This window comes from Microbacterium algihabitans, from assembly GCF_032464975.1.
GTDB lineage: Bacteria > Actinomycetota > Actinomycetes > Actinomycetales > Microbacteriaceae > Microbacterium > Microbacterium algihabitans.
On sequence record NZ_JAWDIU010000002.1, the window covers coordinates 182,998 to 208,790 of the forward strand.

The window sequence follows — 25,793 nt, forward strand, 5'->3', positions numbered from 1 at the left end:
TGCACGCCACGCGCAGAGCGGGGAAGCACGGCACGCCCCTGCTCATCGCCCCTCCCCAGCGCTCGTCGCGCGCCACAGCCCGGCGTCGTCGCGCGCGACGCGGCCCTCGAGCTCGGCGAACCCCAGCAACACGCCCGCCTCGTCAGGGGCCAGACCGCTGCGCCGAGCCACTTCGGTGGTCGACCGGGGCGAGCGTGCCGACAGCGCATCGAAGAGGCGCACGACCTCGGGAGCGGGGCGGTCGTCGGCGACCGATGGCTCACCTCTCGCGCCCAACATGTCCCAGACATCCGACGCCGAGGTGATGCAAACGCCGCCGTATTCGCGCAGAACCCGATGGCACCCGGCCGAGGCGGCGCTGGTGACCGGACCGGGCACCGCCCCGAGCGGCCGACCGAGGCTCGCCGCGTGCGCCGCGGTGTTGAGCGAGCCACTGCGCCACCCCGCCTCGACGACCACCACCGCGTCGGCCATCGCGGCGATGAGTCTGTTGCGCGCCAAAAACCTCCACTTGGTCGGCGCCGCTCCGCACGGGGTCTCGCTCCACACCGCGCCTCGGGCGGCGATCTGCCCCAGCAGGGCCTCGTGTCCGCGGGGGTACGGGCGGTCGACCCCTCCGGCCAGCACGGCGATCGTCGCTCCCCCGGCGGCCAGAGCGGCGCGATGGCACGCTCCGTCGACTCCGTACGCGGCTCCCGACACGACGGCGGCTCCCGCGGCGGCGAGATCCCCCGCGAGGTCGGCGGCGACCCCCTCGCCGTACGCTGTCGCCGCACGCGCTCCGACGAGGGCGATCGTCGGGGCGGCGGCCGTCTCGTGTCCGCCGCGACGCCAGAGCGCGAGCGGGGCATGGTCATCGAGGTCGTCGAGCCGCGTCGGCCATGCGGGATCGCCGGGGACGACGAACCGCGCCTCCGCACGTCGGGCCGATGCGAGAGCCGCCTCGATCGCCGTGGGCTGCAGACGCGGCATCCACCGCGCGCGTGCCGGGGCCAGCTCGGGCGCCTCGTCACTCGTCGCGATGCGCAGCGCCTCCCGCGCGCCATAGGTGCGGATGAGCGCGCCCGCCACCCCGTCTCCGGGTTCGACCAGCACGTTCCACACGACGCGGGCGTAGACGTCGCTCGGGTCGGTGGAGTCACCGGGCCGCACCGCCGCCAGGTCCGCGGCGGCGCGCGGCGAGGGATCGAGGGCGGTCACGTGCGGGATCCCTGCCGAAGGAAGAGCGCTCGGCCGACGTCGTCGGCACGCAGGTCGTCGTGGCCGGCGAGGTCGGCCACCGTCCACGCGACCCGGACCAGACGGTCGTAGCCGCGCAGGGTGAGGGCGCCGCGGCGCAGGGCCGTATCGAGCGGGCGCAGCACGTCGGCCGCGGGCGCTGCGGGTCCGCGGAGCCAGGTGCCGGGCACGTCGGCGTTGCGCCGCCAGGGGGTCTGCGCCCACCGGTGCGCCGCGCGGGCGCGGGCGGATGCCACGACCTCGCGCGCCTGGGCGGTGCTGGTGGGCTGCACATCGCTGGCCTGTCGCGCCGACGACACCCGCTGCAGGCGCAGATCGATGTCGATGCGGTCGAGAAGGGGACCCGACAGTCGACGGGTGTACCGGCGGATCGCCTGCGGCGCGCACTCGCAGGATCCGCCCGCGACCCCGTACTGGCCGCACGGACACGGGTTCGTCGCGATGACGAGCTGGAACCGGGCCGGATAGGTGGCGGACACCCCCGACCGGTGCACCTGGATGACGCCGCTCTCGAGCGGTTGCCGCAGGGCGTCGAGCACGGCGGCGGGGAATTCTCCTCCTTCATCGAGGAACAGCACGCCTTCGCTCGCACGCGCGATGGCACCCGGACGCACGATGCCCGATCCGCCCCCGATCAAGGCCGCGGCGGTCGCTCCGTGGTGCGGGCTCTCGAAGGGAGGCGTCCGCGAGAGCCGCGTCACCGTCTCGCCCGCGAGCGATCGCACCGAAGCGACCGACAGCGCCGCCTCGTCGTCGAGCGGAGGCAGGATGCCGGGCAAACGTCGGGCGAGCATCGTCTTGCCCGCACCGGGCGGACCGCTCATGAGGATGTGGTGCCCGCCCGCTGCCGCCACCACGAGCGCATCGACCGCCTCGGACTGCCCGACCACGTCGGCGAGCTCGAGCGGCGCATCGTCGGCGGCCGCGGCGGTGGGAGCATCGACGGGGGCGAGATCGGGCGCATCGCAGGATCCGCCGTGCCAGCGCACCACCTCCGCGAGGCACACCGCGGCGAAGACCTCGATGCCCTCGACCAGCCGGGCCTCGGCGGCGTTGGCGACGGGCACGACGACCCGCCGCACTCCCCCGCGGTGCGCGGCGACCACCGCCGGCAGCACGCCCGGAACGGGACGCAGCCGCCCGTCGAGACCGAGTTCGCCGAGGTGCACCGTTTGCGCGACGTGATCGGCATCCATCCGCACGCTCGTGGCGAGGGCGGCCACGGCGATCGCCACGTCGAACCCCGAGCCGCGCTTGGGCAGGCTCGCCGGTGAGAGGTTCACCGTCACACGGCGCTTGGGAAGGTCGAGGCCGCGGTTGGCGCAGGCGTTGCGCACGCGTCGGCCGGCTTCGCCGAGCGCCTTGTCGGCCAGCCCGATGATGGCGAACTCCGGCATCTGCGGCGATACGTCGGCCTCGACCTCGACGAGGTCGCCCCGCAGGCCCGAGAGGGCGATGGCCCAGGTGCGCGCGACGGTCACAGCGCGTCTTCGAGGTGCTCGAGGCGTGCCGTCGCGGGGTCTTCGCCGATGAGTCCGATCGCGTCGATGCGCAGGGCGCGCCCGCGGGCTTCGTCGGGGTGCGCGGCGAGCCACGCCATGGCCAGTCGCCACAGCCGCTCGGCCTTGCGGCGGTCGATCGCCTCGAACGGGTGACCGAACGCCTCGCTGCGGCGCGTCTTCACCTCGATCACCACGAGGGTGTCGTCGCGCTCGGCGACGATGTCGATCTCTCCCTGCGGGCACCGCCAATTGCGGTCGATGATGCGGTAGCCGTCGTCGCTCAGGAAGGCGACGGCGCGCTCTTCTCCGGCTCGGCCGAGGTCGTCTTTCGCTGCCATGCCCGAGAGCGTGGCATCCGGATCATCCCTCGCGCGGGGAGGACGGCGCCATCTGTGGACAAGCCCCGCAGACGGCCCGCTGGGGAGAAGGCGTCAGTTGTCGAGCGAGAGCTCGTCGGGCAGCTGGAAGTCGTGCCGCGACAGCTCTTCGACGTTGACGTCTTTGAAGGTCAGCACGCGCACCGACTTGACGAAGCGGTCGGCGCGGTAGATGTCCCACACCCAGACGTCGGTCATCGAGATCTCGAAGTAGAAGTCGTGCTCGGTGTCGCGACGCACGACGTTGACGTCGTTGGCGAGGTAGAACCGACGCTCGGTCTCGATCACGTAGGTGAATTGGCGCACGACATCGCGGTACTCGCGGTACAGGGCCAGTTCGAGTTCGCGGTCGTAGTCCTCGAAGACGTCGTCATCCATGGTGACTCCATCCTAGGCGCGCCCCGCCGCCACGGCCGCACGGTACGGCGCCCCGGGCGCGTCCGAACGGCGTGGGCGCAGCGCCCGGTCAGAACAGGGTCGGCGCGGCCGCGATCGCCCACGAGTGACGGTGGTGCACGCTCATGCCGTGGGCGGCGATCGCGTCGCGGTGGTCGAGGCTGGCGTAGCCCTTGTTGCGCGCCCAGCCGTACGCGGGCAGGTCGTCGTGCAGGCCGGTCATGAGGGTGTCGCGGGCGACCTTGGCGATGACGGATGCCGCGGCGGCGCTCGCGCAGTCGCGGTCGGCCTTCACGATGGGCTGCACGCGCAGCCCGGACTCCCCCGCGGGCGTGATGTAGTCGTGGTTGCCGTCGAGGATGACGAGCGCGTCTTCGGGCACGACCCCGTGCGCGCGCAGATCGGCGATCGCGCGCACCGCGGCGAGGCCCAGGGCGCGGATGATGCCGATCTCGTCGACCTCGACCGAGCTCGCCCACCCCACGGCGCTGTGCTGCACGAAGGCGGCCGCACGCGCCGCGACCTCGGGGCGCCGCGCCTCGGGCACGAGCTTCGAGTCGCGCAGACCCGCCGGCACGCGCTTGCGCGAACGCGCGGGGTCGATCACGGCCGCCCCGACGGCCACCGGGCCGGCCAGGGCACCGCGCCCGACCTCGTCGCACGCAATGATCAGCGCGTGCTCTTTCAGCAGGCGCCGCTCGAGGGTGAGGGTGGGCTCGATCACTGCGCTCCCGGTGCGGGAACCCCCGCGAACACCTCGTGGTGGAAGTCGATCAGCCCGAACCGGTCGAACGGCCACGTGATGAGGAACGCGCGTCCGACGACGTTGTCGACCGGAACGAAGCCGCGACCGGGCTGATCCTGGTTGAAGCGGGAGTCGCGGGAGCTGTTGCGGTTGTCGCCGAGCACCCACAGCGAACCGTCCGGGACGGTGACGTCGTACGGGACGGGCGTGGGGGCGGTCGCCCCGGGCGCGAGGCGCACGTAGGGCTCGTCGATCGGCACGCCGTTGACCTCGGTCTGGCCGAGCGCGTTGCAGCACACCACGTGGTCGCCGGCGACGCCGATCACGCGCTTGATGAGGTGGTCGTCGCTGTCGGGAGCAGACAGGCCGAAGAGCGAGAGGACCCAGTCCACGCCCTCGACGAACGGCGATCGCGCCGGTGCCGGGGTCTGATCGAGCCAGCCGCCGGGATCGCGGAAGACGACGACGTCGCCGCGCGAGTACTCCCCGAAGCGGGGGGTCAGCTCGTCGACGAGGATGCGGTCCTTGATCATCAGGGTGTTTTCCATCGAGGCCGACGGGATGTAGAACGAGCGCACGACGAAGGTCTTCACCAGGAACGACACGAGCAGGGCGATCACGACGATCACCAGCAGGTCGCGGAAGAACGCACCCCATCCACGGCGCCGGGGTGCGGCGGAACGGGATGCCACGGCATCCGAGGTCGAGGCGGTCTGGTCGCTCATGTGATCCTTCACCGGGTCCACCGCCCGTCGGGGAACCGCACAGACCAGGTTCGCATATCCGAGCCGCCGCCCGTGACCGGCTCACCCGCGAAAACGCCGAACGCCCCGTGGGCGGACCCACGGGGCGTTCGAGAGAGCGGACTCAGCGGTCGCGCTTCTCCTTGATCTTGGCCTTCTTGCCACGCAGGCTGCGCAGGTAGTACAGCTTGGCGCGACGCACGTCACCGCGCGTGACGACCTCGATGTGGTCGATCACGGGGCTGTGGACCGGGAAGGTGCGCTCGACGCCGACCTGGAAGCTGACCTTGCGGACGCAGAAGGTCTCGCGCACGCCGTCGCCGGAGCGGCCGATGACGACGCCCTGGAACACCTGGATACGCGAGCGGGTGCCTTCGGTGATGTTGACGTGCACCTTGACGGTGTCGCCGGGGGCGAAGACGGGGATGTCGGAGCGCAGCGAAGCCGCGTCGACGGAGTCGAGGATCTGCATGATCATCACTTCCTGCGACCGCCACAGGTCGATCGCACGTTTAAAGGGGAAAAGGTGAGGCGTGCCCGAGGCCGCGGGATGCGGCGGACTCCCCTGAGGCAGAGTCTGTCAGGGCACAATCGTCTATTCTGCCACGCCGCGACCACCCGGCCAAACCGGCCTCAGTCGGGCCGCCGCGTCTCGGACACGACGATGACCTCGCCGTCGACCGGCGCCGCCGGACGCTCGCGCACGGGCGGGATGTAGGCGGTTCCGTCGCTGGTGTGCATGACGGTCGCCACTCCGCGCGCCTCGTTCCACAGCTGGGCGAGCGACGACCAGAACAGCAGCAGAGCGCCGAGCACCGAGAGCACGAGCAGCGGGAAGAAGATCCGCGAGTCGAAGAGCCCGAGCGCCACGATCGCGACGTGCCACACGCCGATGCCGGCCGCATCACGCCACGACACGGCGCGCGACTCGCGCACGGAGGCGCGCGCCCGCACGACCAGGGTCAGGATCAGCTGCGACACGAAGACCGCGGGGGCGGCCATGAACAGCCAGAGCAGAGCCCAGCCGCTTCCGCCCGAGAACACGATCCACCCGATGAACAACCACAGCGGCAGCACGAAGGCCGCGGGGAACAGCCAGCGGAAGAAGATTCGGCGCAGCACCATGAACCGATGCTATGGCCGATCCATGTGCGGTGGCTTTGAGATGCCTCTGTCTCCGGAGCGGGTACGCGCCCCGCATCGGGGACAATGGGAGTTCGACGGAAGGAAGACCCCCATGATCGAACTGCGCACCCCGGCTGAGATCGACGCGATGCGTCCGGCCGGGCGATTCGTCGCCGAAGTGCTGGCGACCCTGCGCGACGAGACGAAGGTCGGCACCAACCTGCTGCAGCTCGACCGTCGCGCTCACGACATGATCCGCGCCGCGGGAGCCGAGTCCTGCTACATCGACTACCACCCCTCGTTCGGCGCGAGCCCCTTCGGCAAGGTGCTGTGCACCTCGATCAACGACGCGGTGCTGCACGGCCTCCCCCACGACTACGCGCTGCGCGACGGCGACCTCGTCTCGCTCGACTTCGCGGCCTCGGTCGACGGCTGGGTCGCCGACTCGGCGGTCTCGTTCGTAGTGGGCACCGCTCGCGACGAGGACCTCGCCCTCATCGACACCTCGCAGCGCGCGCTGGCCGCGGCGATCGAGGCCGCGACGGTGGGCCACAAGATCGGCGACATCTCAGCCGCGATCGCCGCCGTCGCGCACGCCGAGGGCCTCAGCATCAACACCGACTTCGGCGGACACGGCGTCGGGCGCACGATGCACGGCGACCCGCACGTCGCCAACGACGGCAAGGCCGGGCGCGGCTACCCGCTGCGCGACGGCCTCGTGCTGGCGCTCGAGCCGTGGTTCCTGCAGACCACCGACGAGCTGGTCACCGACCCCGACGGGTGGACGCTGCGCAGCGTCGACGGCTCGCGCGGAGCGCACTCCGAGCACACCGTCGCCATCACCACCGCGGGCCCGATCGTGCTGACCGATCGCTCGTTCCTCGGCGTCGACTGACGATTGTTTCCGGATGCCGCGGCCTCGGGGTCGCGGCATCCGTCATGTCCGGCCCTGCCGGTGTCGTCCGCGAGGCGCGGAGACCCTGCACCCGCGGCGCCGAACGACCGCTCGAGCGCTGTCGGACGACCGGATGCCGCGGCATCCGGAGTCGCACGCGAAGGCGGTGACGCTCAGTCGGCGAGGAGGTCGGGCCGACGCTCGCGCGTGCGCTCGATCTGCTGCTCGCGGCGCCACGAGGCCACGGCGCCGTGGTTGCCGCTCAGGAGCACCGGCGGCACCTCGCGCTCGCGCCACACGGCGGGCTTGGTGAACGACGGGTACTCGAGGAGGCCGTCTTCGTGCGACTCCTCGACGAGGCTCTCGGGGTTGCCGACCACGCCGGGCACGAGACGCCCGATGGCCTCGATCATCGCCATCACGGCGACTTCACCGCCGTTCAGCACGTAGTCGCCGAGGCTGATCAGGCGCACCTCGCCGAGCTCGGACGCGTAGTCGAACACGCGCTCGTCGATGCCCTCGTAGCGCCCACACCCGAAGACGAGGTGCGGGGCCTGAGACAGCTCGCGAGCCGTGGCCTGGGTGAAGCGCTCCCCGGCAGGAGAGGGGAAGACGATGACCGGTCGCGGGTCGACGCCGCCGGCGATGTCGTCGAGCGCGAGGCCCCACGGCTCCGGCTTCATGACCATGCCGGCTCCGCCGCCGTACGGGGTGTCGTCGACGGTGCGGTGTCGATCGTGCGTGTAGTCGCGCAGATCGTGCACGCGCACGTCGAGAAGTCCGCTCTGCCGGGCCTTGCCCAACAGCGACACCTCGAGAGCGTCGAAGATCGTCGGGAAGATCGAGACGACGTCGATGCGCACGTCAGTCCTCGCGGGAGTCGGGGTTCTCGTCGGCCTCGACCGCGGCATCCGCGGGCTCCGGCTCGTCGTCGACGTCGGCCGGGAGGTCTTCGAACAGACCGGTCGGCGGGGTGATGACGACGCGGCCGCCGGCGATGTCGACCTCGGGGACGATCGCGCTCACGAAGGGCACGAGCACCTCGCGCTCGTCGCCGGAGGGCTTGACGATCAGCAGGTCTTGAGCGGGGAAATGGTCGACCCGCACGACGCGGCCGATGACTGCGCCGTCGCGCACCACGTCGAGACCGACGAGCTGGTGGTCGTACCAGGCGTCGTCTTCGGTGGAGGCGGCCTCGGTGTCCTGGTCGATCCAGAGGATCGCCTTGACCAGCTCTTCGGCGGCGTTGCGGTCGTCGACCCCCTGAAAGAAGACCACGGGGTGGGAGTTCATCCAGCGGAACTCGCGGACCGTCAGCTCGCGGCCGTGCCACGGCGAGGACTCCGGAACCTGCAGGGTGAACGTGCTCCCGGGGGTGAAACGCCCGTCGGGATCGTCGGTGTACAGCTCGATCTTGAAGGCGCCCTTGAGGCCGTGGGCCTTGACGAGGCGTCCGACGCGGAGCTGGGTCTTGGCGGGCTGCGCGCCCGCGGTGTCGCCGGTCGACATCAGTCGTCGGCGACGTCGACGCGCACGCGACGGCCGTCGGCCAGAGCGGCCACGACCGTACGCAGTGCTTTGGCGGTGCGACCGCCGCGCCCGATCACGCGACCCCGGTCATCGGGGTGCACGCGAACCTCCAGCACGTCGCCACGCGGGGACGAGCTGGAGCGGATGGTCACGGCGTCGGGGTGATCGACGATCCCCTTGACGACGTGTTCGAGCGCGGCGGACAGCACGGGAATTACTCGGCCGAGGTCTCGGCGGCGGCGTCAGCAGGCGCCTCCGCGGGAGCGTCGGCCTTCTTCTCGGCCTTGGGCTTGACGACCGACTTCTTCGAGGCGTCGGCCTCGAACGGAGCCTTGGGCTCGCGGACCTTGACGGTCGAGACGGCGTTCTTGTCGCCCTTGAACGTGCCCCAGTCGCCCGTGAGCTTGAGGATGGCGGCGACCTGCTCGGTGGGCTGGGCGCCGACCGACAGCCAGTACTGCGCGCGCTCCGAGTCGACCTCGATGAACGAGGGCTCCTCGGTCGGGTGGTACTTGCCGATCTCCTCGATGACACGACCATCGCGCTTGGTGCGCGAGTCGGCGACGACGATGCGGTAGTAGGGCGCGCGGATCTTTCCGAGGCGCTTGAGACGGATCTTGACAGCCACGATGACTCCTGATGATGAAAAACGAACGAACCGGTCGCCTGGAGAGTGGGGTGCACACCCGGCGGAAGCTCAAAAGGGTGGACCAATACTGGATAGAGGGTCGAGTAGCGGGTCCAGCCCTCTATTCTGCCAGATCCCCGGGCCGCCGCGTGACAGGCGACGCGAAACGACACGCGCCGTCGTGCATGGTAGCGGAGCAGCCCACCCCGCGGGCCCCGTGTCAGACTGACCGCATGAGGCTGCCGTTCGCTGCATCGACGCGCTCGTCCGTGGGGTTGGAGTGGGAGCTCATGCTCGCCGACCGTGGCACGGGCGACCTCGCACCCCGGGCCCCCGAGATCCTCGAAGAGCTCGAGGAGCGCACGGCCCTCGAGCGCTTCACCGTCACCGGAGAGCTGCTGACCAACACCGTCGAGGTGACCAGCGGCGTCGGACACACCGTCGCGGAGGCCGTCGACGACATCGCCGACGCCATCGGCGCGCTGCGCGAAGAGACCGAGCCGCGCGGCGTCGAACTGCTCTGCGCCGGCAGTCACCCGTTCGCGCAGTGGTACGACCAGCAGGTCACCGACAAGACGCGCTACCACACGCTCATCGAGCGCACCCAGTGGTGGGGGCGCAACATGATGATCTGGGGCATCCACGTGCACATCGGCGTCGACGACGTCGAGAAGGTCGTGCCGATCGTCAACGCGCTCACCGTCTTCCTCCCCCACCTGCAGGCACTGTCGGCGTCGAGCCCGTTCTGGGCGGGTGAGCGCACGGGGTACGCCTCGAACCGCGCGCTGGTGTTCCAGCAGCTGCCGACCGCGGGTCTCCCCTGGCAGCTCGAGACCTGGGGCGAGTTCGAGGACTACCTCGACGACATGGTCCGCACCGGGGTGATGGCGGATGCCAGCGAGGTGCGGTGGGACATCCGTCCGGCGCCCAAGTGGGGCACCGTCGAGATCCGCGCGTGCGACGGCATGTCGACCCTGCCGGAACTGGCCGCGGTGGCCGCCCTCGCGCAGACGCTCGTGGAGCACTTCTCGCGCTTGATCGACGACGGCAAGCCGCTGCCGGGGATTCCGGCCTGGTACGCCCGCGAGAACAAGTGGCGCGCGGCGCGCTACGGCCTCGATGCGCGCGTGATCGTCGACCGCGAGGGCACGCAGCGTCCGGTGGTGGAGCACCTCCGCGAGACCATGGAGGAGCTGGCCGGCGTGGCCCTGGAGCTGCACTGCGCGAAGGAGTTCGCGAGCCTCGAGACCATCCTCGCCACGGGCGGCAGCTCGGCGCGTCAGATCGCGGTGGCCGAGGCCGCCGACGGCGATCTGCGCGAGGTCGTTCAGCACCTGATCCGCGAGTTCCGTGGAGGTCCCACGCTGCGCGAACACCTCGCGGCCTTGCGTGTCTGAGAAGCGACTCCGCGCTGGTTCATAGGCGCGCGCTCCTAGGATCGCCCCATGGTCTCCGCGCGCCCCCGGTCGACGCCGTCGCTGGTCGTCGTCGCGGTGGGCCTCGTGCTGGCCCTCAGCGCGTGCGCGCCCGAGCCCACGGCATCCGCCCCCTCTCCGACCTTCGCGGCTCCCGAGCTGGAGGCGTCGGCGAGCCCGGCGCCGTCTCCTGACTCGACGCGGCCGCTGCGGGTCGTCACGATCGGCGATTCGCTCATGTCCGGATACAACCTGCCGCCCGAAGAGGCATGGCCGGTGCTGCTCGGCGATCGCGCGCATCTCGCGCTGACCAACCTCGCCTGCCCCGGCATGGGCTTCGTCGTGCAGGGCGGGTGCGGAACGACCTACGCCGGATTCGTGCCCGCGGTGGCGGCTCTGCAGCCCCAGTTGGTGATCGTGGAGTCCTCGAGCAACGATTTCTGGGAGGACGGCGACGAGATCCGCAGCGACACCTCCGACACCGTGTCGCAGATCCACGACGCCGCCCCCGACGCGCGCATCGTCGGGTTGAGCACGATCTGGAACGACGACCCCGACGTGCCCGACGACACCGCCGTCACCTCCGACGCCCTGCGCGACGCCGTCGACGAGGTCGGGGGAACGTTCGTCGACGTCGGTCAGCCGCTTGTGGGCCACCCCGAGTGGATGCAGGACGACGACGTGCACCCGACCGCCCGCGGTCAGCGGGCGATCGAGCAGACGGTCATGTCGGCGTTGCAGGACGCCGACGTGCTGCCGTAGAAGAGCCGGGGCTCAGCCGCGGCCGAGCATCTTCTGCAGCTCGGCGAGATCGGCCTCGCTCGGCGCCTTCTGCCCGCCCAGGCCGAAGCCCGAGCCGGTGGCGGGGGCGGATGCCGCGATGCCGGCGTTCTCTGCGGCGCGCTTGGCCGGGTTGCCCGAACGCGAGCCCTTGGCCTTCTGCTGCTTGCCGCGCTTGGACGAGGCGCCGGGCTTGCCGCCGACGGGGCCCATGCCGGGGATGTTGGGCACACCGCCGCGCGCGACGGTCTTCATCATCTTGGCGGCCTGGTCGAAGCGCTGCACGAGCTGGTTGACGTCGGTGACGGTCATGCCCGAACCGCGCGCGATGCGCAGGCGGCGGGAGCCGTTGAGGATCTTGGGGTTGCGACGCTCGACGAGGGTCATCGATCGGATGATCGCCTCGGTGCGGTCGATCTCGCGCTCGTCGAAGTCTTCGAGCTGCTGCTTCATGTTTCCCATGCCCGGGAGCATCCCGAGCATCTTCTTCATGGAGCCCATCTTCTTCATCTGCTGCATCTGCTCGAGGAAGTCCTCGAGGGTGAAGGTCTCGGTCGCGAGCTTCTCGGCGACCTTCATCGCCTCGGCCTCGTCGAAGGCCGACTGCGCCTGCTCGATCAGGGTGAGGATGTCACCGAGGTCGAGGATGCGGGATGCCATGCGATCGGGGTGGAAGGGCTCGACGTCGTCGAGGCCCTCACCGGTCGACGCGAAGATGATGGGGCGGCCGGTGACCGAGGCGACCGAGAGGGCGGCTCCACCGCGGGCGTCACCGTCGAGCTTCGACAGCACGACACCGGTGAAGTCGACGCCGTCCTGGAACGCCTTGGCGGTGTTGACCGCGTCTTGACCGATCATCGCGTCGATGACGAACAGCACCTCGTCGGGCTCGGTGGCCTTGCGGATGTCGGACGCCTGCTTCATGAGCTCGGCGTCGACGCCCAGGCGACCGGCGGTGTCGATGATGACGATGTCGTGCTGCTGACGCGTGGCGTAGGCGACGCCGTCGCGGGCGACCTTCACCGGGTCGCCGACCCCGTTGCCGGGCTCGGGCGCGTAGATCGCGGCGCCGGCGCGCTCGGCGACGACCTGCAGCTGGTTGACGGCGTTCGGGCGCTGGAGGTCGCACGCCACGAGAAGCGGGGTGTGGCCGTCTTTCTCGAGCATCTTCGCGAGCTTGCCCGCGAAGGTGGTCTTACCCGAGCCCTGGAGCCCGGCGAGCATGATGACCGTGGGCGGGTTCTTGGCGAACTGCAGGCGACGCTGCTGACCGCCCAGGATGCCGATGAGCTCGTCGTTGACGATCTGCACGACCTGCTGCGCGGGGTTGAGCGCGCGGTTGACCTCGTCGCCCAGGGCGCGCTCGCGCACCGCGGCGGTGAACTCCTTGACCACGGGCAGCGCGACGTCGGCGTCGAGGAGGGCACGGCGGATCTCGCGCACCGTCCCGTCGACGTCGGCGGGCGTGAGCTGGCCCTTCTTCCGGAGAGTGCGGAAGGTCTCTGTGAGCCGGTCGGAGAGGGTGCCGAAAGTCGCCATGATGAGACGAGTTTACGCGGGACGGGGCCCGTCCGCCGCCGTCCTCGTCGACGCGAGGTCGGGCACCTCGGCCACAGCCTCCGCGATTCGCGCGTCCTCAGCCCGATTCGGCCGGATGCCGCCGAGCCTGCGCGGATCGCGGAGGTTGTGCCGCGACCCCGCCGCCGTCACGCCAGGGCGAGCGCCGCTTCGAGGACCTCGACGAGCGGACGCCCGGATGCGGTGCGGTCGGCCCAGGCCCAGACGGCGGCCAGGACCGCGGCCGAAAGGGCGCCCGCGCGCACCTGCGCGGCGAGTTCCGGCATCCCGTCTCGTACGCACCGCGCCGCGAGCTCGCGCTGCAGCCGGAACTGGCGCACGGCACGGTCGCGATCGAGCTCGGCGGAGATGCCCATGGCCACCGCGTTGGTGATCGCGAGGGCGAGCGCGTCGGGGGCGAGACCCTCGCCGATGCCCGCCAGGCACTCGTCGACCGGTTCCCCTTCGCGCAGCCGCGCGGTCGCGGCATCCGCCTGCTCGTCGAAACCCGACCACAGCACGTCGCTCTTCGCCGAGAAGTAGTTGAAGAAGCTCGAGCGGCTCACCCCGGCCCGACGCGTGATGTCGGACACGCTTGTGGCGTCGTAGCCCTGCTCGAGGAACAGCTCGCACGCGGCCTCCGCCAGCACCTCGCGCGAGGAGGCGCGGGGGCGTCCGCTGCGAGGTTCGGTGGTCACGCTAGCCAGCCTAGGCGTCGGGTCGATGTGTATTGTTAGACGCAATCCAACAAGGCGGGAGTCGTCGATGATCGACATCCAGCGGGCGGGCCTCGCCCCGCACTACGTGCCCTATCTCGACGGCTGGGCGCACCAACGCCGCGTGCACGCCGACGTCGTCGCGCGCGAGCGAGGCGACACCCTTCTGCTGCTCGAGCACGAGGCCGTGTACACCGCCGGCAAGCGCACCGAAGCGCTCGAGCGACCCGACGACGGCACCCCGGTGGTCGACGTCGACCGCGGGGGCAAGATCACCTGGCACGGTCCGGGCCAGCTCGTCGGCTACCCGATCGTGCGCCTCCCCGAACCGATCGACGTCGTCGCGCACGTGCGCCGCGTGGAGGGCCTGCTGATCGACGCTCTCTCCGTTCACGGCGTCGATGGCTTCCGCGTCGAGGGGCGCAGCGGCGTCTGGGTCCGACGCCCCCTCGGCGTCGACAAGGTCGCGGCGATCGGAGTCCGCGTCGAAAGAGGAGTCACCATGCACGGCTTCGCCGTCAACTGCGACAACACCCTCGCGGGTTTCCGGCACATCGTGCCGTGTGGGATCTCGGATGCCGGGGTGACCACGGTCAGCGAGGTCGTCGGGGCCGACGTCTCCCCCGCCGACCTCGTCGACGCGATCGAACGCGTGTTCCGCGCCGAGTACGCGGCGGTGGCCGCATGAGCGCCTGCGGAACCGGTCACGCCGGAGCGCCGGCATCCACCGCCCCCAACGGACGCAAGCTGTTGCGCCTCGAGGTGCGCAACGCCGAGACGCCGATCGAGCGCAAACCCGAGTGGATCAAGACCAAGGCGAAGATGGGGCCGGAGTACACCGCCCTGCAGAAGCTCGTGAAGAGCGAGGATCTGCACACCGTGTGCCAGGAGGCCGGCTGCCCCAACATCTTCGAGTGCTGGGAGGACCGCGAGGCGACCTTCCTCATCGGCGGCTCGCAGTGCACGCGCCGCTGCGACTTCTGCCAGATCGACACCGGTAAGCCCGCCGACTACGACCGCGACGAGCCCCGTCGCGTCGCCGAGAGCGTCACCCGGATGCAGCTGCGCTACGCCACCGTCACCGGCGTCGCCCGCGACGACCTGCCGGATGAGGGGGCGTGGCTGCACGCCGAGACGGTGCGCCGCATCCACGCCGACAACCCGGGCACCGGCGTCGAGATCCTCGCGACCGACTTCTCGGGCAACCCGGCGCACCTCGAAGAGGTCTTCTCCTCGCGGCCCGAGGTCTTCGCGCACAACGTCGAGACCGTGCCCCGCATCTTCAAGCGCATCCGTCCCGCCTTCCGCTACGAGCGCTCCCTCGGAGTGCTGACCGCGGCGCGCGAGGCCGGACTCATCACCAAGTCGAACCTCATCCTCGGCATGGGCGAGGAGCCCGAAGAGGTCGTCCAGGCGCTCGAAGACCTGCACGCGGCGGGCACCGACATCATCACGATCACGCAGTATCTGCGCCCGACCCCGCGGCACCTCCCCGTGCAGCGCTGGGTGAAGCCGGCCGAGTTCGTGGAGTTCAAGGAGGAGGCCGAACGCATCGGCTTCCTCGGCGTGCTCGCTGGTCCCTTGGTGCGCTCGTCGTACCGCGCCGGGCGCCTGTGGGCGCAGTCGATGGTGTCGAAGGGCCGCGAGATCCCGCCGCACCTCGCGCACCTCGCGAAGGACATCGCCTCCGCCGACGCGGGGTTCGCCCAGGCGGTGTGAGCGCGCCTCAGACCGGCCAGACGTAGGGCAGATCGTCGGGGACGTCGCCGAACCGAGGGACGTAGAACTCCGGGTCCTTGCGGACGAGGTTCGAGCGGTGCGCGAGGTGGAACGCCTCGTCGCCGACCCACGGCGGGAGGTCGAGTTCGTTCTGCGCCAGGCCGTCGACCTCGGGCGCGAACACGCGGATCTTGGCGCGCACGGTGTCGGCGCGGCCCTGGGCGATCCACTCGTCCGTCATGACGAGGCCGTACGAGACGAGCGCCGGCAGGTGGCCGTCCCACATCTTCGCGGCGGGGTGGTGGCGCCAGCCGTGGTCGGGCACCGTCAACGCGCGCAACAGCTGGAACGTCTCGACGCGCTGCTTGCCCAGCCGCTTGAGATCGAGAACGGCCGCGGATGCCGTGAACGAGGGGTACGGCAGAAAGGTCTGCACGCCGTCAGTCGGCGCTGGTGACCGACTGCACCCGCCCGTCGGAGGCGAGGTTCACCAGCAGCACGTCGTCGGTGGCGTCGGGATCGAGCGCGTACTCGAGGACCGCGAAGGGGTCGGCCCCGCCGTGCTCGTCGGCGAGGATCGTCATGCTCATCAGCTGCAGGGCCTTGATCACGTCGATATGCGTGTCGCCCGTGACGTCGGTGAGCAGGTCTTCGATCTCTTCGCCGAAGGTCGCCTGCTGCTGGAGGATGTACTCCGTCACCTCGCTGGTGCGGTCGTCGAGCTCGTTGACCATGGCGTTGCGTGCGGCGAGGTCGATCGCCTCGAGGGACGAGACCATGGATGCCGCGACGTCGAGTGCCTCGACCGAGACGTCGTCCTGGTCGGGAGCGGTCAGGTCGACCGTGACACTCTGATCGCCGAACTCGACGTTCTCACTCCAGAAGATCGACCCGTCGGGGCCCGACTCGAGGAGTCCGAAGAAGTCGTGCTCGATGGCCATGACTCCATGTAAGCAGTCCGTTCCCTCTTCGGGAAGACGACCCGCCCGCACCCGCGCATGCGATAGGGCACGGCGGCTCCGCCGTCAGTCGACGAGCGACGAGGCGAACACGTGCGGGGTGAAACCCGTGAGGTCGTTGATGCCCTCGCCCTGGCCCAGGAGCTTGACGGGGATGCCGGTGAGCTCCTGTACCGCGAGCACGAACCCGCCCTTGGCCGAGCCGTCGAGCTTGGTGAGCACGAGACCGGTGACGCCGGCGCTGTCGAGGAAGGCCTGGGCCTGCAGGAGACCGTTCTGGCCGGTCGTCGCGTCGAGCACGAGAAGGACCTCGCTGATGGGGGCCTGCTTCTCGATGACGCGCTTGATCTTGCCGAGCTCGTCCATGAGGCCGCCCTTGGTGTGCAGGCGACCGGCGGTGTCGACGAGCACGATCTCGGTACCGGTCTCTTTGGCGTGCGCCACGGTCTGGAAGGCGACGGATGCCGGATCCTGGCCCTCGTGCTGGGGCCGGACGATGGTCGCTCCCCCGCGCTCGGCCCAGGTGGCGAGCTGGTCGACGGCCGCCGCGCGGAAGGTGTCGGCGGCGCCGACGACGACGGTGCGGCCGTAGCGCTGCAGGAACTTGGCGAACTTGCCGATCGTGGTGGTCTTGCCCACGCCGTTGACGCCGACCACGAGCACGACGGCGGGACGCTCGGTGAGCCGCAGCGTCGTGTCGAACTTGGCGAAGCGCTCTTCGAGCGTCTCCTTCAGCATGCGCTGCAGGTCGCGCGGATCCGTGGTGCGGTAGCGCTCGACCTTCTCGCGCAGCTCGTCGACGAGCCGCTCCGTGACGTCGGGGCCGAAGTCGGCGGTCAGCAGGGCCGTCTCGAGGTCTTCCCACGTCGTCTCGTCGATGGTGGGTTTGACGAACAGCCCGCGCAGCGCGCGGCCCAACGACCAGGAGTTCTCAGCCATTGCTTCAGCTTACGGGCGCGGGTCGGGCGGCGCGGTCGCCCACGCGCTGGCCCACGACGGCCGAGACGCCGTCCTGCCGCATCGACACCCCGTACAGCGCGTCGGCGATCTCCATCGTGCGCTTCTGGTGGGTGATGACGATGAGCTGGCTGCTCGCGCGGAGCTTCTCGAACACGCCCAGCAGGCGCCCGAGGTTGGCGTCGTCGAGCGCCGCCTCGACCTCGTCGAGGATGTAGAAGGGGCTCGGGCGCGCCGTGAAGATCGAGGTCAGGAAGGCCACCGCCGCCAGCGAGCGCTCGCCGCCCGAGAGCAGCGACAGACGCTCGATCTTCTTGCCCACCGGTCGCACCGACACCTCGATGCCGGTCGTCAGCGGATTCTCGGGGTCGGTCAGGGCGATGCTGCCGGTTCCGCCCGGGAAGAGGATCGGGAAGATCTCGGTGAACGCCGCGCGCGTGTCCTCGAACGCTGCGACGAAGATCGTCTGCATGCGTTCGTCGAGCTCGGCGATGATCGTCTGCAGGTCGGCGCGGGTCTGCTGCAGGTCGGCGAGCTGCTCGGTGAGGAAGGCGTGGCGCTGCTCGAGGGCGGCGAACTCCTCCAGGGCCAGCGGATTCACCCGGCCCAACTGCGACAGCTTGCGCTCGGCATCCTGCAGTCGACGTTTCTGCGCCGCCCGCTCGAACGGGACGCTCTCGCCCTCCGCCTCGGTGGGGATGAGCTGGTCAGGGCCGTATTCCGAAACGAGAATGTGCTCGTCGAGCGCGAGTTCCGACTGCGCGCGCTCGAGCAGGCTCGTCACGTGGAGCTTCTTCTCGTGCATCTGCAGCTCAAGGCCGTGCACGCTCTCGGTCAGTCGCGCGAGTCGCTCGCGCACCACCGTCTCGTCGGCCCGCGCGCGGGACAACTCGGCGGTGACCGCGGTGCGCGCCGCCTCGGCCGCGGCGAGCTCGACGCGCGCCTGACTCACCGACCGGTCGATCGCGTCGAGCAGCGCCGGCAGCTGCCCCGCGACCTCGGCGGCAACCTCGCGCTGAGCACGGCGGATCACCGCCCGGCGAGCGGCCTCTTCGGCCGCCGACCGCTCCCGCTCCCGCTGCTGCTCGAGCTGCACGATGCGCGCCTCACCGGCCCGCACGCGTTCCTTGAGCGTCTCGATGTCGAGGCGCGCCCGCATCTCGCCCTCGCGAGCCGCGTCGACGGCGGCGGCCATCCCCTCGCGCGCCGACGCATCGAGCAGAGGGCGCGGCGCCTCGAGCGCCCGGGCGAGGGCCTCGTCGGCTCGACGGGCGGCGTCCTCGGCCTCGGCGACCGCCGTCTCGGTCTGCGCCAGTCCCGCGGCCAGTCGTTCGCACTCCGCGACGGCGGCTTCGTGACGCACCGTCACGCGGTTGACCTTCTCGGCGTGAGCCGCCAGCGCGGCGTCGTGCTCGCGCAGGTGGGCGAGCGCATCCTTCGTCTTCTGGCGCGCCTCGGTCAGCACGCGCTGCTCGTCGGAGAGGGCCTCTCGCAGCGAATCGGCCACGACGACGATCTCGGCCAGACGCTCGGCGGCGCCATCGCGCTCGGCGGCGAGTTCCAGCCGCGATCGGCCCGCACCCGAGCCGGCGCGCACGGTGTGCGCGGTGAGCAGCTCCCCCGCTCGGGTGACCAGCGTCACTCCGGGCTCGAGAGACGACTGCGCCGCGCGCGCGGCCTCGAGGTCGTCGACGATCACCACGCGCGAGAGGATCCCGCGCACGCCCGACGACGCGGTGACGACGTCGACGGCCGGCGTCCCCCCAGCGACGCGCGCGGGCTGCGCCTCCGCGGCATCCGCGATCGCGATGTCGACGACGCCCAGATCCGCCTCGCTCGCGGTCTGCGCCGCCGCGAAGGCCGCCGCGACGTCGTCGACCAGCAGACCCTCGGCGAGGCCGCCGAGCGCCGCGGCGATCGCCGACTCGTAGCCCGCGGTGACCTTCACGTCGTCTCCGACGAGACCCCGGATGCCGCGACCCCCGGCGGCGATGAGGTCCGCGGCCGCATTGCGCACGTCGAGGGCGCGGCCGAGAGCCGTCGTCTGCGCCTCGAGGGCATCGCCTTCGCGTTCGGCGGCGTGCAGGCGCTCGCGCAGCCCCGCCACGCGCGTCTCGACGTCGTTCGCCTCGCGCTGCGCACGCTCGTAGGCCGCAGCGTGTTCGGCGCTGGCCGCCTCGGGGGCGACGTCGGGATCGAGCCCCGCGCGCGCCTCCTCGGCCTCGGCACGACGGAGCAGCGCGGCGTCGAGGGCCCGCTGCTGTCGATCGACGCCCGCGCGCACGGCGGTGAGGGCCGAGTTCGCGGCATCCGCCGCACCGCGCAGGCTCGTCAGGCGCATGTCGTGCTCCGACACGAGGGCGCTCTGGGCGGCGATGTCGACGTCGAGCGCGTCGAGCTCGGCGCGCGCTCGCGCGACTCCGCGGGCGGCCTGCGACGCGGCATCCTGAGCATCGCCCAGGCCCGCGGCGATGTCGTCGATCTCGGCCCGGACGTCGTCGATCATCGACTGCGTGACGGTGGGCGCGAACCCTCCCCCGCCGTCACCGTCGTCGGTGAGCAGCGCGAGACGCTGACCGGCGAGCGTGTACAGCCCGCGCACGCGCTCCTGCACCTGCTCGAGGGCGAAGGCCACGCTGCGGGCACGGTCGACGGCCTCGGAACGCTGGTCGTTCTCGAGGCGCTCCACCCGGCCGCGGAGCCCTTCGGCCTGCTCCTGCAGGCCGAGTCGCTCGGTGTGCCGCTCGCTCTCGGCCCGCGCCGCGTCGGCGAGCTGGGTGCGCAGCAGCACGAGCTCGTCGGCGTAGAGTCGCGCCTTCGCGTCACGCACGACGGCGGCGATGGTCGCCGCCTCGCGCGCGATCTCGGCCTGCTTGCCGAGGGGCTTGAGCTGGCGCCGCAGCTCTCCGGCGAGATCGCTGAGACGGGTGAGGTTCGTCTCCATCGCCTCGAGCTTGCGCACGGTCTTCTCTTTGCGGCGGCGATGCTTCAGGATGCCGGCCGCCTCTTCGATGAACCCCCGTCGGTCCTCGGCCGTCGCCTGCAGCACCGTGTCGAGACGGCCCTGCCCGATGATGACGTGCATCTCGCGGCCGAGGCCGGAATCGCTGAGCAGCTCCTGCACGTCGAGCAGGCGGCACGTCTGACCGTTGATCGCGTACTCGCTCGCGCCGGTGCGGAAGAGCGTGCGGCTGATGGTGACTTCGCTGTAGTCGATCGGCAGGGCGCCGTCGGCGTTGTCGATCGTGAGCTGCACCTCGGCCCGGCCGAGGGGGCCGCGGGTCGAGGTGCCGGCGAAGATGACGTCTTCCATCTTGCCGCCGCGCAGGGTCTTCGCCCCCTGCTCGCCCATCACCCACGCGAGCGCGTCGACCACGTTGGACTTGCCCGAGCCGTTGGGACCGACGATGCACGTGACCCCGGGTTCGAGGGCGAAGGTCGTCGACTGGGCGAACGACTTGAAGCCGCGGAGGGTCAGGCTCTTCAGATGCACGTCACCCTCCCTCGATCGACCCGGGGTCTCACGCTAACCGAAAGGCGCGGAATTCCGCGGCGCCGAGCCGGTCACGGGCACGCGACGCGCCCGGGGACCAGCGCTTTCTGGACGAGAGCTTGACATCTGCTGAATGCCTTCGCTAGCGTCGGCAGTCGCAACCGACGTCGAAAGGAGGTCCTCCCATGATTCGCACCAACACCGGCTTCACCGCCACCGGCTTCATCGCCGTTCCCGTGCTCTCCGCACCCGTCACCGGAGTGACCCCCGCCGTCGGCATGCCCTCTCGTCTGGGTTGACCCGTCGCGTCGAGACGCCCTGCGTCTCCGCTTCCCGTGAGCCGTCCTTCGACGCCGCTCCCGCCGGATCCCCGTGATCCCGCCCGCGCTTCGCGCGCATCTTCACTCGCACTCCTCTTCTTCACGGAGCCTCCGCATGAACGCCTTGTTCACGCGCGCGCCGCAGCACACGACGGCCGCGCCCACCACCACTCCCACCCCGTCCACGATCACCTTCGACACCACGGCCTACCGGCCGCTGGGCCTGTTCGATCGGCTCTCGTTGCGTCTCGGCCTCTGGCTGCTGACGCGGCACGCCGACCGCGCACGGGCCCTCGACCACCGGGCCGTCGAAGCCCTGCGGGCGCGCGACGCGGCCGCCGAGCGCGACCGCCGCGAACGCGCCTGGCAGAGCGCCGCCGCGTTCAGCCGCCCGCCGTTCTGATCCCGGTGGGGTCGACCACTCCGTCGACCCCACCCCTCCCTCTCCTCCTGCGACACGGAAGTCACGACATGACCACCCTCACGGCCGGCCTCGAGCTGCGCCCCCTGCACGTCCCCACCTCGATCGATGCACCGGATGCCGCGGACTTCCGCGACATGGTGCGCCTGCGCAACCTCATCTACGCCGAGATCTCCGGCCACGACGACGGGTCGATGCCCGCCGACGAACTGCTGCCGATGTACCAGCCCAAGCCCGACATGAAGCGCTATGCGTGGATCGTCGTGTTCCACGGGGAGGTCGTCGGCCGCGTCGGCCTCGAGTTCCCGCAGGAGGAGGGCGCCCGCACCGGCTTCTGGCACATCGACCTCCGGCGTTCCGCGTGGGGCCACGGCATCGGCCGCACCGCGTTCGCCCTCATCGAGAGCGTCGCCCGCGACGAGGGACGCACGGTCCTGCAGTCGTGGGCGGAGCACCCCGCCGCCGAGGGACCGCAGGTCGCGGCGCCGACGGGGTTCGGCGCGATCCCCGAGGATCACGCGGCCCGCTTCTTCCTGGCATCCGGAAACACCCTCGAGCAGATCGTGCGGGTGAGCGCCCTCGACCTCGAGGGCTCCCGACCGCACCTCGAGAACCTTCTCGCTGCGGCCGAGGCGGCCGCGACCGGGTACCGCGTGGTCCAGTGGACGCTGCCCACACCCGACGAGTTCGTCGACGCGTTCGCATGGATGAAGTCGCGCATGGTCACCGACGCCCCCTCGGCCGGACTCGAGTTCGACGAAGAGGTGTGGGATGCCGCGCGCCTGCGTCGCTACGAGCGCGACTACCTCGACGCCGGTCGGCACCTTCTCGTCACCGCGGCGCAGCACGTCGACACGGGCGAGCTCGCCGCCTTCAACGAGCTCGTCATCGGCAAAGACCGCGCGGCCGCCACGCACCAGGAAGACACCCTGGTCGTCGCGAGCCACCGCGGCCACCGCCTCGGCATGCTCGTGAAGTGCGCGGGGCTGCTCGCCTGGCACGAGGTGGCGCCGAGCTCGCCCCGCGTGATCACCTACAACGCCGAGGAGAACCGGCCGATGCTCTCGATCAACGAGGAGATCGGCTTCCGTGCCATCTCGTACGAGGGCGTATGGAAGAAGGTCCTCGACTGACGGGCGGGGGCGTCGGCTGCATCACCGACGCCCCCGTTCCGCGCGGTCTCAGGCGCCGATCAGTCCGCGCGCGCGGAGGTCGTCGACGGTGTCGATGAGCGTGGTCTCGGCCGGGCGGGGCGCGAAACCGAGCTCGGCCTTCGCCCGCTCATTGTGGATCACCAGCGGCGGGAGGTCGTCGCCGGGCACCTCCTCGACGGGTGCCTTCGATGCCAGTTCGCCGAGGTGCTCCCTCAGCACCGAGGCGACACCGAGCCACGACGTCGTCGGTCCGTCGGCGAGCAGCAGATACCTCCTGCCCGCGGCATCCGGAGCATCCATCGCCGCGAGATGCGCCGTGGCGACATCGCGAACGTCCACCACGCCGAAACGCTGACGCGGGGCGAGCGCCATCTGCCCGCCGAGGATGGCGAGGAACGCCTGCAACGATGACCGGGGGTCTGCCGTCAGCGACGGCCCCGCGATCCAGGTCGGGTTGAGCACGACGAGTTCGAGGGCGGCGCCCTCGCGCTCGACGAAGTCCCAGGCAGCGCGCTCGGCGACGGCCTTCGACCGCGGGTACGCCGGCAGTCCCGCGGTGCCGGGGTCGGTCCAGTCCCCCTCGTCGAACTCGCGCACGCCCTGCGCGTTCAGCGGCTTGGCGGAGTACCCGACCGCGGCGAACGACGAGGTCAGCACGACCCGCTTCACCCCGGCATCCCGGGCCGCGCGCAGCACGCGCAACGCTCCGTCGCGCGCCGGGGTGACCACGAGGTCGGCGTCTTCGGTGGCGTGCGTCATCGGCGAGGCGACGTGGTGCACGCCGGCGACCCCGGATACCGCGGCATCCCACCCAGCGTCCTCGGTCAGCGAGGCGACGGCCACCTCGAGGTCGGCGTCATCGGCACCCGCGCGGCGGACCGCCGCCCGGAGCGCGGGCTCGGCCTCGAGGGAGCGGAGGGTCGCGCGCACGGAAGTGCCGCGCTGGAGAAGGTCGGCGACGAGGCGAGAGCCGAGGTATCCCGTGGCTCCCGTGACGAGGATGGTGCGATGAGAAGTGTTCATGGTCAGAGTCGAACAGACCTCAAGCGCGTGAAGTCAAGCGTGGATCATCGCTTCGAGCCGCGGGGTGATCTCCGCCACGCGCGCCTGCGCCTCGGACTCGGCGGCGACGTCGCCGCGCTCGCGGGCATCCCACAGCGCGGCTTTGCGCTCCAGGTAGTCGCGGTGCACGCGGAGGACCGCGATCTCGAGCTCGACCCGCTCCGCATGGCGCAGCAGCAGATCCCGCTGCTCCCCCGCCGCCTCGTGCCCCCGCGCCCGATTCGCCTGATAGGTGCGCATGTCCTCGATGCCGACCCCCATCGCGCGCAGGCACGCGAGCACCTGGAGGTCGTCGAGGTCGCGCTCTCGATACCGTCGGTGTCCGCTGCTCGGATCGCGCGAGATCGGACCGATGAGCCCGACCTCCTCGTAGTACCGGAGGGTGGGTTCGCTCAGCCCCGAACGTCGCGCGGCCTGCTGGATGGTGACCATCGACATGCCACCAGCACAGCACACCTCAAGCGCTTGAGGTCAACGTCGCATCAGCGCAGCTTCTGGCAGTGCGGGCAGAAGTGACTCGAGCGGTTCATGAACGACACCCGCACGATCGGCCGCCCGCATCGCGGACACGGCTGACCCGTGCGGCCGTAGGCGTTGAGGGAGTGCGCGAAGTAGCCCGCCTGACCGTTGACGTTGACGTACTGCGCGTCGAAACTCGTGCCGCCCTCGGCGAGGGCCTTCTCGAGCACCGCCTGCACCTCGCCGAGAAGGCGGTTGACCGCCCGGGTCGGCAGATCGCGCGCCGAGGTCTCGGGGTGGATGCGCGCCGCCCACAGCGACTCGTCGGCGTAGATGTTGCCGATTCCGCTGGCCGCCGTCTGATCCAGCAGCACCCGTTTGATGCCGGATGCCGTGCGTGCGAGACGCGCGCGGAAGCGCGTCGCGCTGAATGCGGGATCGAGGGGGTCGCGACCGATGTGCGCGACTTGCGTGGGAACCCGCGCGAGCGCGGATCCCCGGCCGCCCGCCGCCCCGTCGGGGGTGTCGACGAGACGGTCGATCGCGAGCGAGCCGAAGGTGCGCTGATCGGCGAAGACGACCGAGAGTGCGCCGTGCTCCGGGTGTTCGAGCTCGATGCGGATGCGCTCGTGCCGTTCCTCGGGTGCCCCGGGCAGGCGCAGCAGCATCTGCCCGCTCATGCCGAGGTGCGTGACGATCGCCTCGTCGTCGCCGACCGGCATCCACAAGAACTTGCCGCGCCGCACGGCGGATGCGATGCGCCGGCCGGTCAGCTCGGCCTCGAAGTGGGCCGCTCCCCCGGTGTGCCGAGTCAGGGCGCGCTCGTCGCGCACGTCGACCGACGAGATGAGGGCGCCGGTGACGGCGGGTTCGAGACCCGCGCGCACCACCTCGACCTCGGGAAGCTCAGGCACGCGCGTCGAGCTCGCGCCACGCCGTGAGGGCGGCGGCCATCTCGGCCTGCTTCTTGCTCGACCCCTCGCCGGTGGTCGAGACGTCGCCCACCGTGACGGTCGCCGTGAAGCGGCGGTCGTGGTCGGGACCCGTCGCCTCGACGCCGTAGACGGGCGCAGACAGACCGAGCCGTGCGGCGATCTCCTGCAGGCTCGTCTTCGGGTCCATCGCCGCGCCATAGCGTTCGGGGTCGGCCATGAGGGGCTCGACCAGACGCAGGACCATGGCGGACGCGGCATCCGGACCCGCCGACAGGAAGGTCGCGCCGATCAGCGCTTCCATGGTGTCGGCGAGGATCGAATCCTTGTCGCGACCGCCGGTGAGGATCTCACCGCGGCCGAGCCGGATGTGCGCGCCGAGGTCGATCGTCCGCGCGATCTCGGCGAGGGCGACCGTCGACACGACGCTCGCGCGCCTCTTGGCCAGGCTTCCTTCATCGAGATCCGGATGCCGGGTGAACAGGCGCACCGTGACGGCTTGGCCCAGAACGGAGTCGCCGAGGAATTCGAGGCGCTCGTTGTGCGGGACGCCGCCGTTCTCGTAGGCGAACGAGCGATGCGTCAGAGCGAGTGAAAGAAGCTCGGGGTCGATGTCGACCCCGAGCTTCTCGGTGAGCGCTGCGCGCTCGACGTTGTTACGCGTCACGA

General features: G+C 70.9%; 29 protein-coding genes. 7 read left to right on the forward strand and 22 right to left on the reverse strand.

What is annotated here, in order from left to right:
- Nucleotides 1–42: 42 nt before the first annotated feature.
- The 8 genes from dprA to RWH43_RS08160 form a co-directional block, all read right to left on the reverse strand.
- On the reverse strand, nt 43–1,200 hold the full coding sequence (gene dprA, locus RWH43_RS08125; protein WP_316001192.1) for a DNA-processing protein DprA: 1,158 nt from the start codon (nt 1,198–1,200) through the stop codon (nt 43–45).
- Entirely contained in the window at nt 1,197–2,720 is a 1,524-nt protein-coding gene (locus RWH43_RS08130; RefSeq protein ID WP_316001193.1) for a YifB family Mg chelatase-like AAA ATPase, read from the reverse strand. Before RWH43_RS08130 ends, dprA begins: the two co-directional genes overlap by 4 nt.
- The gene (locus RWH43_RS08135; protein WP_144834939.1) at nt 2,717–3,079 is read right to left on the reverse strand and encodes a YraN family protein; all 363 of its coding nucleotides are present in this window, start codon (nt 3,077–3,079) and stop codon (nt 2,717–2,719) included. Before RWH43_RS08135 ends, RWH43_RS08130 begins: the two co-directional genes overlap by 4 nt.
- Nucleotides 3,080–3,172: 93 nt before the next feature.
- Entirely contained in the window at nt 3,173–3,496 is a 324-nt protein-coding gene (locus RWH43_RS08140; protein WP_055836674.1) for a DUF2469 family protein, read from the reverse strand.
- Nucleotides 3,497–3,584: 88 nt separating this feature from the next.
- Nucleotides 3,585–4,238: a ribonuclease HII gene (gene rnhB / locus RWH43_RS08145; protein WP_154096506.1), complete on the reverse strand. Its 654-nt coding sequence runs from the start codon at nt 4,236–4,238 to the stop codon at nt 3,585–3,587.
- Nucleotides 4,235–4,984 carry a signal peptidase I gene (gene lepB, locus RWH43_RS08150; RefSeq protein ID WP_144834935.1) on the reverse strand — a complete coding sequence of 250 codons (750 nt, stop codon included), beginning with the start codon at nt 4,982–4,984 and terminating at the stop codon, nt 4,235–4,237. Before lepB ends, rnhB begins: the two co-directional genes overlap by 4 nt.
- Before the next feature lie 142 nt (nt 4,985–5,126).
- Nucleotides 5,127–5,474, reverse strand: coding sequence for a 50S ribosomal protein L19 (gene rplS / locus RWH43_RS08155; protein WP_144835051.1), 348 nt, complete (start codon nt 5,472–5,474; stop codon nt 5,127–5,129).
- 161 nt (nt 5,475–5,635) lie between these two features.
- Nucleotides 5,636–6,127, reverse strand: coding sequence for an MFS transporter permease (locus tag RWH43_RS08160; protein WP_230704745.1), 492 nt, complete (start codon nt 6,125–6,127; stop codon nt 5,636–5,638).
- A gap of 112 nt (nt 6,128–6,239) precedes the next feature.
- Between RWH43_RS08160 and map the strand changes: the two genes are divergently transcribed.
- The gene (gene map / locus RWH43_RS08165; RefSeq protein ID WP_144834933.1) at nt 6,240–7,022 is read left to right on the forward strand and encodes a type I methionyl aminopeptidase; all 783 of its coding nucleotides are present in this window, start codon (nt 6,240–6,242) and stop codon (nt 7,020–7,022) included.
- Nucleotides 7,023–7,195: 173 nt separating this feature from the next.
- On the opposite strand, the gene trmD is transcribed toward map, so the two are convergent.
- Genes trmD through rpsP form a run of 4 tightly spaced genes read right to left on the reverse strand, consistent with a single transcriptional unit; the run spans nt 7,196 to nt 9,180 of the window.
- Entirely contained in the window at nt 7,196–7,885 is a 690-nt protein-coding gene (gene trmD / locus RWH43_RS08170) for a tRNA (guanosine(37)-N1)-methyltransferase TrmD (protein ID WP_144834931.1), read from the reverse strand.
- 1 nt (nt 7,886) lies between these two features.
- Nucleotides 7,887–8,531 carry a ribosome maturation factor RimM gene (rimM, locus tag RWH43_RS08175; protein WP_316001194.1) on the reverse strand — a complete coding sequence of 215 codons (645 nt, stop codon included), beginning with the start codon at nt 8,529–8,531 and terminating at the stop codon, nt 7,887–7,889.
- Nucleotides 8,531–8,761 (reverse strand): RNA-binding protein, encoded by a 231-nt coding sequence (locus tag RWH43_RS08180; RefSeq protein ID WP_144834927.1) that lies wholly within the window; start codon nt 8,759–8,761, stop codon nt 8,531–8,533. The genes rimM and RWH43_RS08180 overlap by 1 nt, the downstream gene beginning before the upstream one ends.
- A gap of 5 nt (nt 8,762–8,766) precedes the next feature.
- Nucleotides 8,767–9,180, reverse strand: a complete 414-nt coding sequence (gene rpsP, locus RWH43_RS08185) for a 30S ribosomal protein S16 (RefSeq protein ID WP_144834926.1) — start codon at nt 9,178–9,180, stop codon at nt 8,767–8,769.
- Between the two features lie 233 nt (nt 9,181–9,413).
- Between rpsP and RWH43_RS08190 the strand changes: the two genes are divergently transcribed.
- Both RWH43_RS08190 and RWH43_RS08195 read left to right on the forward strand, forming a co-directional pair.
- Nucleotides 9,414–10,577 (forward strand): glutamate--cysteine ligase, encoded by a 1,164-nt coding sequence (locus tag RWH43_RS08190; RefSeq protein ID WP_144834924.1) that lies wholly within the window; start codon nt 9,414–9,416, stop codon nt 10,575–10,577.
- Nucleotides 10,578–10,625: 48 nt separating this feature from the next.
- The gene (locus RWH43_RS08195; RefSeq protein ID WP_144834923.1) at nt 10,626–11,357 is read left to right on the forward strand and encodes an SGNH/GDSL hydrolase family protein; all 732 of its coding nucleotides are present in this window, start codon (nt 10,626–10,628) and stop codon (nt 11,355–11,357) included.
- Nucleotides 11,358–11,369: 12 nt separating this feature from the next.
- Here RWH43_RS08195 and ffh read toward each other — a convergent pair whose 3' ends face one another.
- Nucleotides 11,370–12,914 carry a signal recognition particle protein gene (gene ffh / locus RWH43_RS08200; RefSeq protein WP_144834921.1) on the reverse strand — a complete coding sequence of 515 codons (1,545 nt, stop codon included), beginning with the start codon at nt 12,912–12,914 and terminating at the stop codon, nt 11,370–11,372.
- Nucleotides 12,915–13,081: 167 nt separating this feature from the next.
- Nucleotides 13,082–13,630: a TetR/AcrR family transcriptional regulator gene (locus RWH43_RS08205; protein WP_316001195.1), complete on the reverse strand. Its 549-nt coding sequence runs from the start codon at nt 13,628–13,630 to the stop codon at nt 13,082–13,084.
- A gap of 25 nt (nt 13,631–13,655) precedes the next feature.
- On the opposite strand from RWH43_RS08205, the gene lipB reads away from it, so the two are divergent.
- Nucleotides 13,656–14,336, forward strand: a complete 681-nt coding sequence (gene lipB / locus RWH43_RS08210; RefSeq protein ID WP_316001196.1) for a lipoyl(octanoyl) transferase LipB — start codon at nt 13,656–13,658, stop codon at nt 14,334–14,336.
- Complete coding sequence (gene lipA / locus RWH43_RS08215; RefSeq protein ID WP_187358398.1) at nt 14,333–15,367, forward strand: lipoyl synthase; 1,035 nt, start codon at nt 14,333–14,335, stop codon at nt 15,365–15,367. The genes lipB and lipA overlap by 4 nt, the downstream gene beginning before the upstream one ends.
- Before the next feature lie 7 nt (nt 15,368–15,374).
- On the opposite strand, the gene RWH43_RS08220 is transcribed toward lipA, so the two are convergent.
- The 4 genes from RWH43_RS08220 to smc form a co-directional block, all read right to left on the reverse strand.
- Entirely contained in the window at nt 15,375–15,803 is a 429-nt protein-coding gene (locus RWH43_RS08220; protein WP_144834915.1) for an MSMEG_6728 family protein, read from the reverse strand.
- Between the two features lie 4 nt (nt 15,804–15,807).
- Nucleotides 15,808–16,308, reverse strand: coding sequence for a DUF2004 domain-containing protein (locus tag RWH43_RS08225; protein WP_144834913.1), 501 nt, complete (start codon nt 16,306–16,308; stop codon nt 15,808–15,810).
- An 84-nt stretch (nt 16,309–16,392) separates the two neighbouring features.
- Complete coding sequence (ftsY, locus tag RWH43_RS08230) at nt 16,393–17,265, reverse strand: signal recognition particle-docking protein FtsY (RefSeq protein WP_316001197.1); 873 nt, start codon at nt 17,263–17,265, stop codon at nt 16,393–16,395.
- Nucleotides 17,266–17,269: 4 nt separating this feature from the next.
- Nucleotides 17,270–20,776 (reverse strand): chromosome segregation protein SMC, encoded by a 3,507-nt coding sequence (gene smc / locus RWH43_RS08235; protein WP_316001198.1) that lies wholly within the window; start codon nt 20,774–20,776, stop codon nt 17,270–17,272.
- Nucleotides 20,777–21,211: 435 nt separating this feature from the next.
- On the opposite strand from smc, the gene RWH43_RS08240 reads away from it, so the two are divergent.
- Entirely contained in the window at nt 21,212–21,499 is a 288-nt protein-coding gene (locus tag RWH43_RS08240; RefSeq protein WP_144834906.1) for a hypothetical protein, read from the forward strand.
- Between the two features lie 68 nt (nt 21,500–21,567).
- Nucleotides 21,568–22,650, forward strand: coding sequence for a GNAT family N-acetyltransferase (locus tag RWH43_RS08245; RefSeq protein ID WP_144834904.1), 1,083 nt, complete (start codon nt 21,568–21,570; stop codon nt 22,648–22,650).
- A 48-nt stretch (nt 22,651–22,698) separates the two neighbouring features.
- On the opposite strand, the gene RWH43_RS08250 is transcribed toward RWH43_RS08245, so the two are convergent.
- The 4 genes from RWH43_RS08250 to rnc are packed head-to-tail and all read right to left on the reverse strand — an operon-like array spanning nt 22,699 to nt 25,791.
- The gene (locus RWH43_RS08250; RefSeq protein ID WP_144834902.1) at nt 22,699–23,694 is read right to left on the reverse strand and encodes an NAD-dependent epimerase/dehydratase family protein; all 996 of its coding nucleotides are present in this window, start codon (nt 23,692–23,694) and stop codon (nt 22,699–22,701) included.
- 33 nt (nt 23,695–23,727) lie between these two features.
- Nucleotides 23,728–24,171 carry a MerR family transcriptional regulator gene (locus tag RWH43_RS08255; protein WP_154096500.1) on the reverse strand — a complete coding sequence of 148 codons (444 nt, stop codon included), beginning with the start codon at nt 24,169–24,171 and terminating at the stop codon, nt 23,728–23,730.
- A gap of 44 nt (nt 24,172–24,215) precedes the next feature.
- The gene (gene mutM / locus RWH43_RS08260) at nt 24,216–25,106 is read right to left on the reverse strand and encodes a bifunctional DNA-formamidopyrimidine glycosylase/DNA-(apurinic or apyrimidinic site) lyase (RefSeq protein ID WP_230704754.1); all 891 of its coding nucleotides are present in this window, start codon (nt 25,104–25,106) and stop codon (nt 24,216–24,218) included.
- Nucleotides 25,099–25,791: a ribonuclease III gene (gene rnc, locus RWH43_RS08265; RefSeq protein ID WP_230704755.1), complete on the reverse strand. Its 693-nt coding sequence runs from the start codon at nt 25,789–25,791 to the stop codon at nt 25,099–25,101. The genes mutM and rnc overlap by 8 nt, the downstream gene beginning before the upstream one ends.
- Nucleotides 25,792–25,793: the final 2 nt, after the last annotated feature.

What these genes read in the sequence shown, in the direction of transcription:
- RWH43_RS08225 (WP_144834913.1), bottom strand. Translation starts at nt 16,308, where the DNA reads ATGGCCATCGAGCACGACTTCTTCGGACTCCTCGAGTCGGGCCCCGAC.
- RWH43_RS08255 (WP_154096500.1), bottom strand. Translation starts at nt 24,171, where the DNA reads ATGTCGATGGTCACCATCCAGCAGGCCGCGCGACGTTCGGGGCTGAGC.
- RWH43_RS08140 (WP_055836674.1), bottom strand. Translation starts at nt 3,496, where the DNA reads ATGGATGACGACGTCTTCGAGGACTACGACCGCGAACTCGAACTGGCC.
- lepB (WP_144834935.1), bottom strand. Translation starts at nt 4,984, where the DNA reads ATGAGCGACCAGACCGCCTCGACCTCGGATGCCGTGGCATCCCGTTCC.
- RWH43_RS08195 (WP_144834923.1), top strand. Translation starts at nt 10,626, where the DNA reads ATGGTCTCCGCGCGCCCCCGGTCGACGCCGTCGCTGGTCGTCGTCGCG.
- ffh (WP_144834921.1), bottom strand. Translation starts at nt 12,914, where the DNA reads ATGGCGACTTTCGGCACCCTCTCCGACCGGCTCACAGAGACCTTCCGC.
- lipB (WP_316001196.1), top strand. Translation starts at nt 13,656, where the DNA reads ATGTGTATTGTTAGACGCAATCCAACAAGGCGGGAGTCGTCGATGATC.
- map (WP_144834933.1), top strand. Translation starts at nt 6,240, where the DNA reads ATGATCGAACTGCGCACCCCGGCTGAGATCGACGCGATGCGTCCGGCC.
- RWH43_RS08160 (WP_230704745.1), bottom strand. Translation starts at nt 6,127, where the DNA reads ATGGTGCTGCGCCGAATCTTCTTCCGCTGGCTGTTCCCCGCGGCCTTC.
- RWH43_RS08135 (WP_144834939.1), bottom strand. Translation starts at nt 3,079, where the DNA reads ATGGCAGCGAAAGACGACCTCGGCCGAGCCGGAGAAGAGCGCGCCGTC.
- rimM (WP_316001194.1), bottom strand. Translation starts at nt 8,531, where the DNA reads ATGTCGACCGGCGACACCGCGGGCGCGCAGCCCGCCAAGACCCAGCTC.
- RWH43_RS08190 (WP_144834924.1), top strand. Translation starts at nt 9,414, where the DNA reads ATGAGGCTGCCGTTCGCTGCATCGACGCGCTCGTCCGTGGGGTTGGAG.
- RWH43_RS08250 (WP_144834902.1), bottom strand. Translation starts at nt 23,694, where the DNA reads ATGAACACTTCTCATCGCACCATCCTCGTCACGGGAGCCACGGGATAC.
- rplS (WP_144835051.1), bottom strand. Translation starts at nt 5,474, where the DNA reads ATGCAGATCCTCGACTCCGTCGACGCGGCTTCGCTGCGCTCCGACATC.
- RWH43_RS08245 (WP_144834904.1), top strand. Translation starts at nt 21,568, where the DNA reads ATGACCACCCTCACGGCCGGCCTCGAGCTGCGCCCCCTGCACGTCCCC.
- RWH43_RS08240 (WP_144834906.1), top strand. Translation starts at nt 21,212, where the DNA reads ATGAACGCCTTGTTCACGCGCGCGCCGCAGCACACGACGGCCGCGCCC.
- lipA (WP_187358398.1), top strand. Translation starts at nt 14,333, where the DNA reads ATGAGCGCCTGCGGAACCGGTCACGCCGGAGCGCCGGCATCCACCGCC.
- ftsY (WP_316001197.1), bottom strand. Translation starts at nt 17,265, where the DNA reads ATGGCTGAGAACTCCTGGTCGTTGGGCCGCGCGCTGCGCGGGCTGTTC.